The organism is Leucobacter chromiiresistens, assembly GCF_001477055.1.
Lineage (GTDB): Bacteria > Actinomycetota > Actinomycetes > Actinomycetales > Microbacteriaceae > Leucobacter > Leucobacter chromiiresistens_A.
In genome coordinates, this window is the sequence record NZ_LDRK01000047.1 from 1 (window position 1) to 14,765 (window position 14,765).

The window sequence follows — 14,765 nt, forward strand, 5'->3', positions numbered from 1 at the left end:
AGTGATACTTCGGCAGCGTAGGAGGGGTATAAAGGACAGTCGCGACCCACGGCGCGCGCAAGGGTCTCGCCGACACCGCGCTCCGCACCGCCGACTCGGGGTACCTGACCCGTCGTCTGGTGGACGTGTCGCAGGACGTCATCATCCGCGAGGAGGACTGCGGCACGCGTCGAGGCCTCGACCTCCCGATCGCCGCTCCCGACGCGAACGGCGTGCTCGTTCGCGACGAGAACGTCGAGAACTCGGTGTACGCGCGCACCCTCGCCGCTGATGCGGTGAACGGCGACGGCCAGGTCGTCGCGCAGGCGGGCGAGGACGTGGGCGACGTGCTCATCGAGAAGCTCGTCGCAGGCGGCGTCACCGAGATCAAGGTGCGCTCCGTGCTCACCTGCGAGTCGGCCGTCGGCGTGTGCGCGACCTGCTACGGGCGCTCACTGGCGACCGGCCAGCGCGTCGACATCGGCGAGGCGGTGGGCATCATCGCGGCCCAGTCGATCGGCGAGCCGGGCACGCAGCTCACGATGCGCACCTTCCACACCGGCGGCTCGGCCTCGGCCGACGACATCACGCAGGGTCTGCCCCGCGTGCAGGAGCTCTTCGAGGCGCGCACCCCGAAGGGTGCGTCGCCGATCGCGGAGGCTGCGGGCCGCGTCGTCATCGACGACTCCGAGAAGAGCCGTCGCATCCTGCTCACGCCGGATGACGGCACCGAGGAGAAGGCGTACCCCGTGCTGAAGCGCGCCACGCTGCTCGTCGAGGACGGCGATCACGTCGAGCTGGGCCAGCCCTTCCTCGCCGGAACGCTCGACCCGAAGGACATCCTGCAGGTCGGCTCCACCGAGGGCGGCAAGCACATCCCGGGCGAGCGCGCGGTGCAGAAGTACCTCGTCGAGGGCGTGCAGGGCGTGTACCGCTCGCAGGGCGTGCCGATCCACGACAAGCACATCGAGGTCATCGTGCGCCAGATGCTGCGCAAGGTCACCGTCGTCGACCACGGCGAGACCGAGCTGCTCCCGGGCGAGCTCGTCGACCGCGCGCGGTACCAGCGCATCAACCGCGAGGCGCTCCTCGACTCGAAGCGGGCCGCCACGGCGCGCCCCGAGGTCATGGGCATCACGAAGGCCTCGCTCGCGACCGAGTCGTGGCTCTCCGCCGCCTCCTTCCAGGAGACGACGCGCGTGCTCACGCAGGCCGCGATGGAGGGGTCGCGCGATCCGCTCATCGGGCTCAAGGAGAACGTCATCATCGGCAAGCTCATCCCGGCCGGCACCGGCCTGGGCGTGTACCGCGACGTCGATGTGGCCGCGACCGAGGAGGCGAAGGCGGAGCGCTACCCGAACCGCCTCTTCGCGACCGAGGGCACCTTCGACGAGAACGATCTCTCGTTCGTGGACTTCGACAGCTTCACGGCTGACGAGTTCAACCCGGGCAACTACAGCTAGTCTGCAGCGCCGATGAGACGGGCGCCCGCACCTTCCGGTGCGGGCGCCCGTTTCGCGTGTATCGCCGCACCACGGCGCGGGAGACGCGCGCGATCGCTCCGAGCTTGTACTGTGGCCGCACAAGATCGTGTCGGGTGCGGGCACCGCCCCGGCATCCCGATCCGCTACGAGAGGTGAAGCGATGAGCGACGAGCGCGACGGATCCGCGTCGAGGGCTGCAGAGGCGCCCGAGACCTCCGCGAACCCGGGGGCACCGGTCGAGGAGACCGAGGCGAGCCGCACGGAGGTGCTCCGCGCCGTGCAGCGCTCCCGGGCCACAGGCGGCGAGAGCGGTGCGGCCGACGAGGGGGAGCGGTCGGAGTCGGAGCCGGCCCTCGGGGCGGCGGAGGCGGATCGCGCCCCCGCTTCGGATGAGGCGGCGGAGCAGGCCCGTCGCGAGCAGGCGGCGCTCGTCGACACCCAGCTCGACATGGATCCCCCGGCGAAGCGCTCCGATGCTCCGGCCACCCCGACCCGCGAGGAGACCGAGGCGCTGCCCGCACTCGACGACCTCCCGTCGGCCGCTGCGGAGGCGAAGGCGCGCGAGCGGGAGGAGGATGAGATCCGCATCAGCTCCGACCACCCGATGGCGGGCCTGTACGTGCAGACGCCGATGCCCCCGGACATCAAGGGGAACCGTGGCGCGGGAGTGCTCATCGCCATCGTCGCGACGATCGGGTTCGCCGCGGTCTTCGCGGGGGTGCTCGCGCTGTGGCTGGCCCCGATGTTCCCGCCCTCCGCGTTCCTCACGGACGGGCTCGTTCCGTGGCTGACGTCGTGGCCGGTCATCGCGGGCGCCGTGGCGTTCTTCGTCGGCCTCGTGCTGCTCGTGCTCATCGTGGGCAGAGCGGGATGGTGGGCCTACGTGCTCGGCGGCTTCTTCGTGGCGGCGCTCGTCTGGGCTGCGGTCACGCTCGGGCTCGCGTACTTCGGCACGCCCTTCGAGAGCCCGCGCGAGATGCTCGGGGGATCGCGCGGCTGGTCGGGCGACCTGCACACCCTGGTGACGCGATTCGGCCTGACGGTGCCGGCGCTCGGGGCCGCGCTTGTCGCGCGCGAGGTCACCGTCTGGTTCGGCGCGTGGATCGGCGGCCGCGGCCGTCGGATCAAGCAGCGCAATGCGCGCGAGCTGGCCGACTACGAGGCCTCCCTCGCGGAGTCGAAGGCCCCCGCTCAGGCATGACCTCCGAGCCGCGTCGCGGGGTGACCCGCGGATACGTCGCGGGCCTCGTCGGCGCGGCGATCGTCGTCGCGACGGCGCTGCTCGTCGCCGTGTGGGGCGGGCTCGCGCTGCTGCTCGGGCGCGACCCCGTCGAGTCGGGCGACGTCGTGTCGTGGGCGGCGCCGCTCATCCTCTTCGGCGGCCTCGTTCTGCTCGCCGTGCTGCTCTGGCGACAGGCGATCACGCTGCTGCGCGGCCGCCGGGAGCCCGCGTGGTCGTCGCTCGTCGGGGCGGCCGCGGGGGTCTACCTGTGGTGGGGCGTGCTCGGCATGCTGGCCGGGATGACGGTCGGGGAGACGTGGCTCAGCCCCTTCGCTGCGGCGCTGCCCGTGATCTGGGCGGCCGCGGCGCTCCTGTTCTGGGCGGTTCTCGCCCGTCGGGTGTACACGGACCGCCCCGCGCCGAGGTGGCCGTGGGAGCGCGACGAGGACGAGGAGTGAGGGTGGCTGCCGGCATCGAGGAACGGGTGGACGCCGCAGTCGACTCGTGGCTGCGGTGGGTGCCGCGGTGGAGCCCCGGCACGCACCGGGGCCGTTCGCGCGTGTGCCGCCGCTGCACCGGTTCGCCGATGGTCGCGGCGGCGGGGCTCACGGCCGATGTGCCGCACCAGGTCGTGCACGCCCTCGTGTCGCGCCTGCAGCGCATCATCGACAAGCGCGTCGACGAGTTCACGGAATCGCGGCTGCCGACGCTGCACGCGGAGCTGCAGGGCGCCGAGCTGTGGGAGGCGGGCGGATACGACCCGGCGGCCGGGCTCGAACCGGAGTTCGACGGGCTCGACCCCGATCCCGAGCCGGGGGATGCGGATCAGCCCTTCCTCTTCACCCTCGCGGGGCTCGCCGAGGAGTCCCGGCCGGAGCCGCCGCTGCCGCGGCCGCCGCTGAGCGCGGAGGAGAAGCATCGGCTGCGCCGCGAGATCGAGCTCGCCGATGCGCAGGCCGAGGAGGCGGGGCGCGAGGTCTGCTTCGCCCTCATGGCCCATCGGGGGCGCATCGAGACCGCCGTCCAGCGCTTCGTGGAGCCCCAGGTGCAGAGCATGCTCGACGATCTCAGCCGGAATCTCGAACCGCCGCGGTGATGCGCGTGCTCGCGCCGTTGCCAAAGCGCGCGGCCGAGCGTATAGTTGTGTGTTGGTGTGTTCCACCGGTTCAGTCGTGCCTGCACGACGGCGCCCGGGGGACTGCGCCGCAGGGTCGGACGCTTCGCGAGAAGTGGGCCCCCACGGCATACCTGCACTCGGTTCCGCACGCGGAACAGCAGGTCCGCGGTCGCGCAAGCGGTCGCACATGCTCATCCATTGCAGCATTCCTGTCACCGTGCAGGACAAATGAGGAGAACTATTGCCTACCATTCAGCAGTTGGTTCGGAAGGGCCGGTCGCCGAAGGTCACTAAGACCAAGGCGCCCGCTCTGAAGGCGAACCCGCAGCAGGCTGGCGTATGCACCCGTGTGTACACCACCACTCCGAAGAAGCCCAACTCGGCGATGCGCAAGGTCGCCCGTGTGAAGCTCCGCAACGGCACCGAGGTCACCGCCTACATCCCGGGCGAGGGCCACAACCTGCAGGAGCACTCGCTGGTGCTCGTGCGCGGTGGTCGTGTGAAGGACCTCCCCGGTGTTCGTTACAAGATCGTGCGCGGCGCGCTCGACACGCAGGCGGTCAAGGATCGCCAGCAGGCTCGCAGCCGCTACGGTGCGAAGAAGGTGAAGTAATGCCCCGTAAAGGTCCCGCTCCCAAGCGCCCCGTCGTCGCTGATCCCGTCTACGGCTCGCCCGTAGTCAGCCAGCTCGTCAACAAGATCCTCCTCGACGGCAAGAAGGGTCTCGCCGAGCGCATCGTCTACGGTGCACTCGAGACCGTCGCCGAGAAGTCGGGTCAGGACGCCGTCACGGTGCTCAAGAAGGCGCTCGACAACGTGCGCCCCACCCTCGAGGTCCGCTCGCGTCGCGTCGGCGGCAGCACCTACCAGGTGCCCGTCGAGGTGAAGCCGCATCGCGCCAACACGCTCGCCCTCCGCTGGCTCACCAGCTACGCGAAGGCTCGTCGTGAGAACTCGATGACGGATCGCCTCACCAACGAGATCCTCGACGCCTCCAACGGCCTCGGCGCCGCTGTGAAGCGTCGTGAGGACACGCACAAGATGGCGGAGTCGAACCGCGCGTTCGCCCACTACCGCTGGTAGAACCTCGACGGCCGGCGGGTGCGCACTCGCCGGCCGTCTCCGGGGCCCCGCCCCGCGACTTGGACGGCGCAGTTCGGCAGCCGAGTCGACATCTCCCGAAACTTCACCCCCACCCCGGAGGAGAACCCTGTGGCACAAGACGTGCTCACCGACCTGAGCAAGGTCCGCAACATCGGCATCATGGCCCACATCGATGCCGGCAAGACCACCACCACCGAGCGCATCCTGTTCTACACGGGTGTGAACCACAAGCTGGGCGAGACGCACGACGGCGCTTCGACGACTGACTGGATGGAGCAGGAGAAGGAGCGCGGCATCACCATCACCAGCGCCGCCGTCACCTGCTTCTGGAACAAGAACCAGATCAACATCATCGACACGCCCGGCCACGTCGACTTCACCGTCGAGGTGGAGCGCTCGCTCCGCGTGCTCGACGGCGCGGTCGCCGTGTTCGACGGCAAGGAGGGCGTCGAGCCCCAGTCCGAGACCGTCTGGCGCCAGGCCGACAAGTACGGCGTGCCCCGCATCTGCTTCGTCAACAAGATGGACAAGATGGGCGCCGACTTCTACTTCACGGTCGACACCATCGTCAGCCGTCTCGGTGCGAAGCCGCTCGTCATGCAGCTGCCGATCGGCTCCGAGTCCGACTTCATCGGCGTCGTCGACCTGCTGTCGATGCAGGCATTCGTCTGGGAGGGCGACGCCAAGGGCGACGTCTCGCTGGGCGCAGCCTACGAGACGCAGGAGATCCCCGCGGACCTGCAGGCGAAGGCCGAGGAGTACCGCGCGCAGCTCGTCGAGGCGGTCGCCGAGTCCGACGATGCGCTGCTCGAGAAGTACTTCGCGGGTGAAGAGCTCAGCATCGACGAGATCAAGGCGGGCATCCGCAAGCTCGTCGTCAACAACGAGATCTACCCCGTGTACTGCGGCTCCGCGTTCAAGAACCGCGGCATCCAGCCGATGCTCGACGCGGTCGTCGACTTCCTCCCGAACCCGCTCGACGTGGGCGCGATCGAGGCGCACGACCCGCGCGACGAGTCCGTCGTCATCGAGCGCAAGCCGTCGGCGAGCGAGCCCTTCTCGGCGCTCGCGTTCAAGATCGCCGTGCACCCGTTCTTCGGTCGTCTGACCTACGTCCGCGTGTACTCCGGCAGCGTCCCCTCGGGCACCCAGGTGGTCAACTCCACCAAGGGCAAGAAGGAGCGCATCGGCAAGATCTTCCAGATGCACGCCAACAAGGAGATCCCGGTCGAGGAGCTCACGGCGGGCAACATCTACGCCGTGATCGGTCTGAAGGACACGACGACCGGCGACACGCTGTCGGATTCGGCGAACCAGGTCGTCCTCGAGTCGATGACGTTCCCCGAGCCCGTCATCGAGGTGGCGATCGAGCCCAAGACGAAGAGCGACCAGGAGAAGCTGGGCGTCGCGATCCAGAAGCTCGCCGAAGAGGATCCCACGTTCCGCGTGAGCCTCAACGCCGAGACCGGCCAGACCGTGATCGCGGGCATGGGCGAGCTGCACCTCGACATCCTCGTCGATCGTATGAAGCGCGAGTTCAACGTCGAGGCGAACGTCGGCAAGCCCCAGGTGGCCTACCGCGAGACGATTCGCCGCGAGGTGCCGAAGTACGACTACACCCACAAGAAGCAGACCGGTGGTTCGGGTCAGTTCGCGAAGGTGCAGATCTCGCTGGCGCCGCTCGAGGGCGACGCCGACAAGACCTACGAGTTCGAGGACAAGGTGACCGGCGGACGCGTGCCGCGCGAGTACATCCCCTCGGTCGATGCGGGCATCCAGGACGCGATGCAGTACGGCATCCTGGCGGGCTTCCCCGTCGTGAACGTGCGCGCGCAGCTGCTGGACGGCCAGTACCACGACGTCGACTCGTCGGAGATGGCGTTCAAGATCGCCGGTTCGATGGCGTTCAAGGAAGCCGCGCGCCTCGCGCAGCCCGTGCTGCTGGAGCCGCTCATGGCGGTCGAGGTGCGTACGCCCGAGGAGTACATGGGCGACGTCATCGGCGATCTGAACTCGCGTCGCGGGCAGATCCAGTCGATGGAGGATGCGAGCGGCGTCAAGGTCGTTCGCGCGCTCGTCCCCCTCTCCGAGATGTTCGGGTACATCGGCGATCTGCGGTCGAAGACCAGCGGTCGCGCGGTGTTCTCGATGACCTTCGACTCGTACGCCGAGGTTCCGAAGGCCGTCGCCGAGGAGATCATCCAGAAGGCCAAGGGCGAGTAATTCCGCCCGCCGGTCGGCGGAGGCGCTTCGCATCTCCGCCGACCGGTCGGCTCAGGTCGCGATCGAAGGCCTGAGCTTGTAACATAGTGACACCAACCCCGTATTCGTGTCCTCCGAAACCGTCGGAGGAAAACGGTACTCGACGTCCTGAGGAGGACCATAGTGGCGAAGGCCAAGTTCGAGCGGACCAAGCCGCACGTAAACATCGGAACGATCGGTCACGTCGACCACGGTAAGACGACTCTTACCGCGGCGATCTCGAAGACCCTCGCCGACAAGTTCCCGTCGGACGTGAACGTGCAGCGCGACTTCGACACGATCGACTCGGCTCCCGAGGAGCGCCAGCGCGGCATCACCATCAACATCTCGCACGTTGAGTACGAGACCGACAAGCGCCACTACGCGCACGTCGATGCCCCCGGTCACGCTGACTACATCAAGAACATGATCACGGGCGCAGCGCAGATGGACGGCGCGATCCTCGTGGTCGCGGCGACCGACGGCATGATGGCTCAGACCAAGGAGCACATCCTGCTCGCCAAGCAGGTCGGCGTCCCCTACCTGCTCGTCGCACTCAACAAGAGCGACATGGTCGACGACGAGGAGATCCTCGAGCTCGTCGAGATGGAGGTCCGCGAGGAGCTCTCCAAGCAGGGCTACCCGGGAGACGACGTCCCCGTCGTCCGCGTGTCGGGCTACGAGGCGCTGCAGGGCAACGAGAAGTGGGTCAACTCCATCGTCGAGCTCATGGAAGCCGTCGATGAGTCGATCCCGGACCCGGTGCGCGACAAGGACAAGCCGTTCCTGATGCCCGTCGAGGACGTGTTCACGATCACCGGTCGTGGCACCGTCGTCACCGGCCGCGCCGAGCGCGGTACGCTGAAGATCAACTCCGAGGTGGAGATCGTGGGCCTGCGCCCGACGCAGAAGACCACGGTCACCGGTATCGAGATGTTCCACAAGCAGCTCGACGAGGCGTGGGCCGGCGAGAACTGCGGTCTGCTGCTCCGCGGCACCAAGCGCGAAGAGGTCGAGCGCGGCCAGGTCGTCGTGGCCCCGGGCTCGATCACCCCGCACACCAAGTTCGACGGCACCGCCTACATCCTGAAGAAGGACGAGGGCGGCCGCCACAACCCGTTCGAGACGAACTACCGTCCGCAGTTCTACTTCCGTACGACTGACGTGACCGGTGTCATCACCCTTCCCGAGGACAAGCCGATGGTCATGCCCGGCGACACCACGGACATGTCGGTCGAGCTGATCCAGCCGATCGCTATGGAAGAGGGCCTCGGCTTCGCGATCCGTGAGGGTGGCCGCACCGTCGGCGCCGGCACGGTGACCAAGGTCGTCGAGTAAGTCTCGGAGCACCACCGGTACCCGCCCCTTCGGGCCGGGTATGAGAACCCCTGGGGATTCGTCCCCGGGGGTTCTTCCGTCTCTCCGGGAATCCGTCGACCGGTGCACGTTCGTTCCCGGACGCCTGCGCGCGGCCTCCGCTTTCGCGCAGGCGCTCCGCGGTATCCTCGAAGCTGATCCACGCCCGGAGTCATCGGACCCGGGTGCGAAGAAGGGAGGCCGTGTGCCGCAGTCCGCAGCGGGTCGCATCGCCCACTTCACCCGGCAGTACGGCGTGCTCTTCGCCGCCGATGCCGCGGCATGGGGGATCGGGATCCTCGCAGCGCTCGTGCTGCGGTTCGACTTCAACCTCATGCGCATCCACTGGGGCTGGACGCTCGTCGTCATCGGCATCACCGCGCTGCTGCAGCTCGCCGCGGGCTGGCTGTTCTCCCTGTACCGCAACCGCTACCAGGTCGGCAGTTTCGACGAGGTGCGGGTGCTGGTGCTCGACATCGTCGTCGTCATGACGGTCGCGTGGCTGTTCGCCTACGTCGTCGGCTACGGCAACGGCATCCCGCGCAGCACGCTCTTCATCGCCGCGCCCATCACCTTCAGTCTCATGGGGGTCGCCCGTTACGTGGCGCGCCTGTACGTCGAGCGGCAGATGCTTCCGGGGTCCGAGGCCGAGCGCACGCTGCTCTACGGAGCGGGATACCTCGGCGTGCAGACCGCGAAGCGCTTGCTGACGGATGCGAAGGGCTCGGCCCTCCCCGTCGGGTTCATCGACGACGACCCGAAGAAGCGCCGGCAGGAGGTGCGCGGCGTGCGCGTGCTCGGCGGCTTCGACGATCTCGCCGACGTCGCCCGGCGCACCCGCGCGACCAAGCTGATCGTCTGCATCGGCGACGCCGATGCGGGTCTCATGCGACGCGTCGACGAGGCCGCCAATCGGGCGGGCATGACGGCCCTGGTGCTCCCGCCGCTCGACCAGATCCTCCGCAACAACTCGGTGATCTCCGATCTGCGCCAGCTCTCGATCGAGGACCTCATCGGCCGGCACCCGGTCCGGCTCGACACCGAATCGATCGCGTCGTATCTGCAGGACCGACGGGTGCTGGTGACCGGTGCTGGCGGATCAATCGGATCCGAGCTCTGCCGCCAGCTGGCGCGCTTCGCCCCGCGGGAGCTGATCATGCTCGATCGCGACGAGACGTCGCTGCAGGAGACCCAGCTCTCCATCAGCGGCCACGGACTGCTCGACACGAACGACGTGGTGCTCGCCGACATCCGCGACGCGGGCGCGCTCGAGCGGCTCTTCCTCGAACGCCGCCCCGAGGTGGTCTTCCATGCGGCGGCGCTCAAGCACCTGCCCATGCTCGAGCAGTACCCCGACGAGGCGTGGAAGACGAACGTGCTCGGCACCCTGAATGTGCTGCGTGCGGCGCAGGCTGCGGAGGTGAGCACCTTCGTCAACATCTCGACGGACAAGGCGGCGAACCCCACGAGCGTGCTCGGGCACTCCAAGCGGGTCGCCGAGAAGCTGACGGCGTGGATGGCCGAGCGCACCGGCCAGCGGTACCTCTCCGTGCGGTTCGGCAATGTGATCGGCAGCCGCGGTTCGATGCTGCCGACGTTCCGCAAGCTCATCGACGCGGGCGGCCCCGTCACCGTCACGCACCCGAACGTCACTCGGTTCTTCATGACCATCCCGGAGGCCTGCCAGCTGGTGGTGCAGGCGGGTGGCATCGGCCGGCCCGGCGAGGTGCTGATCCTGGACATGGGGGAACCGGTGAGCATTCTCGATGTCGCGAAGCGCATGATCGCGCAGTCCGGGCGCGACGTGGACATCGTGTTCACGGGCCTGCGGCACGGTGAGAAGCTGCACGAGGAGCTCGTGGGCGACGGCGAGGGGGATGAGCGCCCGTACCATCCGAAGATCTCGCACGCGCGCGTCGATTCGATCTCGCCCTCGGTGCTCGACCACGAGGGATGGGTGGCGCGCATGGACCTGACCGCCGAGGCCGAGGAGCGGGTGCAGTGACCCCGTTCGACGTCGCCGGACTGGCGGGCGCCATCGCCCTGCTCGCGAGCGCCCTGCTGCCGCTCGCCGTCCGCCCGCTCCTCGTGAGACTCGGCATCATGGACGTGCCGAACGAGCGCTCCTCGCATGAGCGCCCGGTGCTGCGCGGGCTCGGCCTCTCGGTGCTCATCGCCATCGGGATCGCGGGGGTCACGGCCGTGACGCTGCTCTCCGCCGGTTCCGATCGTCCGCCCGGCTGGATCATGCTGGTGATCGTGCTGGCGGGCTCGATCGCCGCCGGTCTGCTCGGACTGGCCGAGGATCTGCGCGGGTTGAGCGTTTCGGTCCGGAGCGTGCTGCTCCTCGCGCTCGCATTCGCCGCGGCGTTCGCCTCGCTGCACTTCGCGCCGCGGGGCGTCGCGTACGCTCCCGCGCTCGACGGCGGGAGCGCGTCGTTCGCCGCAGTGAGCGGGGGAGTCTCCTTCCCGCTCTGGGCGTCGCTCGCGCTGATGATCTACGCCGTGCTCTTCATCTCGAGTTACATCAACGTGGCCAACTTCATGGACGGACTGAACGGCATCAGCGGCTTCCACGGGGTCATCGCCGGACTCACGTTCGCCGCAGCGGGCTGGATGCTGGGCGCGGTCTGGCTCTGCGCGGCCGGACTCGTGCTGGCCGCGGGCTTCGCCGGCTTCCTGCCCTGGAATCTCACGAAGCCCGGTGCCTTCCTCGGCGACGTCGGCAGCTACCTCCTCGGCGGGGCGGTGGCGATCACGAGCTTCGCCGCTCTGGTCGCCGGAGTGCCGCTGCTCGCCACGATCGGTCCCATGGTGATCTACTTCGGCGACGTCGCCGTCACGCTGGTGAAGCGCGTCCGCGCAGGGCGGCGATGGGACGAACCCCACAAGGAGCACGCCTACCAGCGCATCCAGCAGCTCGGGTACACGCATGTGCAGGCCTCCGGCATGGCTGCGGCGGCGACCCTCGCAACGTCGCTGCTCGGGCTGGGCTCGCTCTTCACGGGCGTCGCGGGATCGCTCGCGCTCTTCGCCGCCGGACTCGTGGTGCTCGTGCTCTACCTGCTGCTCCCGAAGCTGCTGCCGAGCCGAGCCTGAGCGGCGCGACACGCCCGGGTTGCACGGTGGCTGCCGCCGTGCGAGAATAGACAGGTTCAGTACTCCGCGCTCCGGTGCGGATCACTGCCAGGCAGTGCATAACCGCCCCGATCGCTCGGGGTGCCGGTTAGGCCGCGGGTAGCGAACGAGACCTGCACGCCGATGGGCGGCCAGACATCAGTCCGGCCGCTTTCGTGCGCGTGGGGCCGCCTCGCCCGTCCATACGGGCAGGGCGGTATTGACAGGTGAACAGAGACCCAGCACGAAGCGCGCAAGCGCTGCAGCCAGGGCGCTGGTACGTAAGACGTCCAATGCCGCGATCCTCCGGGGGAGCGGTACGACGCAAGTAGAAAGTAGAGAGTCACATGGCGGGACAGAAGATCCGCATCCGACTGAAGTCGTATGACCACGAGGTCATCGACAGCTCCGCACGCAAGATCGTCGACACGGTGACCCGCGCGGGTGCGACCGTGATCGGCCCCGTGCCGCTCCCCACGGAGAAGAACGTGATCGCAGTGATCCGTTCGCCCCACAAGTACAAGGACAGCCGCGAGCACTTCGAGAAGCGCACGCACAAGCGCCTGATCGACATCGTCGATCCCACCCCGAAGGCCGTCGATTCGCTCATGCGTCTCGATCTGCCTGCCGACGTCAACATCGAGATCAAGCTCTAAGGGGGGATCCGGAAATGTCAGTAGTACGCAACGTGAAGGGTCTTCTGGGCACCAAGCTCGGTATGACGCAGGTCTGGGACGAGAACGGCAACGTCGTTCCCGTCACCGTGATCGAGGTGGCACCGAACGTCGTCACCCAGATCCGCACCGCAGAGGTCGACGGCTACAGCGCCGTGCAGATCGCCGCAGGTCAGATCGACCCCCGCAAGGTGAACAAGCCCACGGCCGGTCACTTCGAGAAGGCCGGCGTCACGCCGCGCCGCCACCTCACCGAGGTGCGCACCTCCGACGCGTCGGAGTACTCGCTGGGCCAGGAGCTCACCGTCGACGGTACCTTCGAGGCCGGTCAGCTGATCGACGTCGTCGGCACGTCGAAGGGCAAGGGCTTCGCCGGCGCCATGAAGCGTCACAACTTCAAGGGCGTCAGCGCGTCGCACGGCGCGCACCGCAACCACCGCAAGCCCGGCTCGATCGGTGGCGCCGCCACTCCCGGCCGCGTCTTCCGCGGTCAGCGCATGCCCGGTCGCATGGGCGGCGAGCGCGTCACCGTGCAGAACCTCACCGTGCAGGCGGTCGACGCCGAGAAGGGGCTCATCCTGGTCAAGGGTGCGGTTCCCGGCGCGCGCGGTCGTCTCGTATTCGTTCGCAACGCAGTGAAGGGGGCGTAGTTCATGGCTACCGCTACCAAGCTCGAGGTGTTCGACGCACAGGGCAAGAAGGCCGGGTCGGTTGATCTTCCCGAGACCATCTTCGGCGTCGACCCCAACATCCCGCTGATCCACCAGGTGGTCACCGCTCAGCTCGCCGCTGCGCGTCAGGGAACGCACAAGACCAAGAACCGCGGCGAGGTCTCCGGTTCGGGCGTCAAGCCGTTCAAGCAGAAGGGCACCGGCCGCGCCCGTCAGGGTTCGGTGCGTGCTCCCGAGCACCGCGGCGGCGGCGTCGTGCACGGTCCCGTGCCGCGCGACTACGCTCAGCGCACCCCCAAGAAGATGATCGCCGCTGCGCTTCGCGGCCTGCTCTCGGATCGCGCCCGCGCGAACCGTCTGCACGTCGTCGAGACGTTCGGCATCGCCGACAAGCCCAGCACCAAGGCCGCTCGCGAGTTCCTCGCATCGGTGGCGCCGGGCAAGCGCGTGCTCGTGGTCATCACCCGTGAGGATGAACTGACGGCGCTCAGCGTTCGCAACCTGGCGCACGTCCACGTGCTGTTCCAGGATCAGCTCAACGCCTACGACGTGGTCGTCAGCGACGATCTCGTCTTCACCAAGGCCGCCTTCGACGCGTTCGTCGATGGCCGTGCCGCTCAGGAGGACACGAAGTGAGCTTGAACAAGTCCGCACACGACGTCATCATCCGCCCGATCGTCTCGGAGAAGAGCTACGGTCTCATCGACGCCAACGGCCAGTACACCTTCGAGGTGCAGCCGGAGTCGAACAAGACCGAGATCAAGCTCGCCGTCGAGGAGGTCTTCAATGTGAAGGTCGCCAAGGTCCGCACGCTGACCCGCAAGGGCAAGACCCGCCGCACGAAGTTCGGTCTGGGCAAGCGCAAGGACACGAAGCGCGCGATCGTCACCCTGAAGTCGGGCTCCATCGACATCTTCACGGCTGCGCTGTAGAAGGGGCGAAGAGGAACACATCATGGCAATTCGCAAGTACAAGCCGACGACCCCGGGTCGTCGCGGCTCGAGCGTCGCTGATTTCGCCGAAATCACGCGCTCGACGCCTGAGAAGTCGCTGCTCCGTCCGCTGCCCAAGACCGGCGGCCGCAACAACCAGGGCCGGATCACCACCCGTCACATCGGTGGTGGCCACAAGCGCCAGTACCGCGTCATCGACTTCCGTCGTCATGACAAGGACGGCGTGAACGCCAAGGTCGCGCACATCGAGTACGACCCGAACCGCACGGCGCGCATCGCGCTGCTGCACTTCGTGGACGGCACGAAGCGCTACATCATCGCCCCGAACAAGCTGAAGCAGGGCGATATCGTCGAGTCGGGCTCCGGCGCGGATATCAAGCCGGGCAACAACCTGCCGCTGCGCAACATCCCGACCGGTACCGTCATCCACGCGATCGAGCTGAAGCCGGGCGGGGGAGCGAAGCTCGCTCGTTCCGCCGGCGCTTCGGTGCGCCTCGTGGCGAAGGACGGCCCCTACGCCCAGCTGCGTCTGCCCTCGGGCGAGATCCGCAACGTCGACGCGCGCTGCCGCGCGACCGTCGGCGAGGTGGGCAACGCCGAGCAGTCGAACATCAACTGGGGCAAGGCCGGCCGCATGCGCTGGAAGGGCGTCCGCCCGACCGTGCGCGGTGTCGTCATGAACCCGGTCGATCACCCGCACGGCGGTGGCGAAGGCCGCACCTCCGGTGGTCGTCATCCGGTCAGCCCCTGGGGCCAGAAGGAAGGCCGTACGCGCCATCCGAACAAGGAAAGCGACAAGCTCATCGTGCGTCGCCGTAACGCTGGCAAGAAGCGTTAGTCGACAGGT

At 68.2% G+C, this 14,765-nt stretch carries 14 protein-coding genes and 1 pseudogene; all 15 read left to right on the forward strand.

The genetic code is table 11. The features are described from left to right. Nucleotides 1-38 precede the first annotated feature (38 nt). A pseudogene (locus tag NS354_RS08155) lies at nucleotides 39-1,442 on the forward strand (DNA-directed RNA polymerase subunit beta'); the annotation flags it as partial. 181 nt (nucleotides 1,443-1,623) lie between these two features. Beyond that, nucleotides 1,624-2,664 carry a hypothetical protein gene (locus tag NS354_RS08160; RefSeq protein WP_058594060.1) on the forward strand — a complete coding sequence of 347 codons (1,041 nt, stop codon included), beginning with the start codon at nucleotides 1,624-1,626 and terminating at the stop codon, nucleotides 2,662-2,664. After that, complete coding sequence (locus tag NS354_RS08165) at nucleotides 2,661-3,143, forward strand: hypothetical protein (protein ID WP_058594061.1); 483 nt, start codon at nucleotides 2,661-2,663, stop codon at nucleotides 3,141-3,143. Before NS354_RS08160 ends, NS354_RS08165 begins: the two co-directional genes overlap by 4 nt. Nucleotides 3,144-3,145: 2 nt before the next feature. After that, nucleotides 3,146-3,781 (forward strand): spermidine/putrescine ABC transporter substrate-binding protein, encoded by a 636-nt coding sequence (locus tag NS354_RS08170; RefSeq protein ID WP_153002155.1) that lies wholly within the window; start codon nucleotides 3,146-3,148, stop codon nucleotides 3,779-3,781. Between the two features lie 262 nt (nucleotides 3,782-4,043). Further along, complete coding sequence (gene rpsL, locus NS354_RS08175; protein WP_010156385.1) at nucleotides 4,044-4,415, forward strand: 30S ribosomal protein S12; 372 nt, start codon at nucleotides 4,044-4,046, stop codon at nucleotides 4,413-4,415. Beyond that, complete coding sequence (gene rpsG / locus NS354_RS08180; protein WP_010156386.1) at nucleotides 4,415-4,885, forward strand: 30S ribosomal protein S7; 471 nt, start codon at nucleotides 4,415-4,417, stop codon at nucleotides 4,883-4,885. Before rpsL ends, rpsG begins: the two co-directional genes overlap by 1 nt. A 129-nt stretch (nucleotides 4,886-5,014) precedes the next feature. Further along, on the forward strand, nucleotides 5,015-7,129 hold the full coding sequence (gene fusA, locus NS354_RS08185; protein ID WP_058594062.1) for an elongation factor G: 2,115 nt from the start codon (nucleotides 5,015-5,017) through the stop codon (nucleotides 7,127-7,129). A gap of 162 nt (nucleotides 7,130-7,291) precedes the next feature. Then, the gene (tuf, locus tag NS354_RS08190) at nucleotides 7,292-8,485 is read left to right on the forward strand and encodes an elongation factor Tu (protein WP_058594063.1); all 1,194 of its coding nucleotides are present in this window, start codon (nucleotides 7,292-7,294) and stop codon (nucleotides 8,483-8,485) included. A 223-nt stretch (nucleotides 8,486-8,708) separates the two neighbouring features. Next, nucleotides 8,709-10,508, forward strand: a complete 1,800-nt coding sequence (locus NS354_RS08195; RefSeq protein WP_058594064.1) for a polysaccharide biosynthesis protein — start codon at nucleotides 8,709-8,711, stop codon at nucleotides 10,506-10,508. Then, nucleotides 10,505-11,602, forward strand: coding sequence for a UDP-phosphate alpha-N-acetyl-D-fucosaminephosphotransferase (locus NS354_RS08200; protein ID WP_058594065.1), 1,098 nt, complete (start codon nucleotides 10,505-10,507; stop codon nucleotides 11,600-11,602). The genes NS354_RS08195 and NS354_RS08200 overlap by 4 nt, the downstream gene beginning before the upstream one ends. Before the next feature lie 365 nt (nucleotides 11,603-11,967). Then, a complete protein-coding gene (rpsJ, locus tag NS354_RS08205; protein WP_010156393.1) occupies nucleotides 11,968-12,276 on the forward strand; it encodes a 30S ribosomal protein S10 in 309 nt (102 codons plus the stop codon). 14 nt (nucleotides 12,277-12,290) lie between these two features. After that, nucleotides 12,291-12,944 carry a 50S ribosomal protein L3 gene (gene rplC, locus NS354_RS08210; RefSeq protein WP_010156394.1) on the forward strand — a complete coding sequence of 218 codons (654 nt, stop codon included), beginning with the start codon at nucleotides 12,291-12,293 and terminating at the stop codon, nucleotides 12,942-12,944. Nucleotides 12,945-12,947: 3 nt separating this feature from the next. Beyond that, the gene (rplD, locus tag NS354_RS08215; protein WP_010156395.1) at nucleotides 12,948-13,601 is read left to right on the forward strand and encodes a 50S ribosomal protein L4; all 654 of its coding nucleotides are present in this window, start codon (nucleotides 12,948-12,950) and stop codon (nucleotides 13,599-13,601) included. Further along, entirely contained in the window at nucleotides 13,598-13,897 is a 300-nt protein-coding gene (gene rplW, locus NS354_RS08220) for a 50S ribosomal protein L23 (RefSeq protein WP_053386930.1), read from the forward strand. Before rplD ends, rplW begins: the two co-directional genes overlap by 4 nt. 22 nt (nucleotides 13,898-13,919) lie before the next feature. Then, nucleotides 13,920-14,756: a 50S ribosomal protein L2 gene (gene rplB / locus NS354_RS08225; RefSeq protein ID WP_058594066.1), complete on the forward strand. Its 837-nt coding sequence runs from the start codon at nucleotides 13,920-13,922 to the stop codon at nucleotides 14,754-14,756. Nucleotides 14,757-14,765 lie beyond the last annotated feature (9 nt).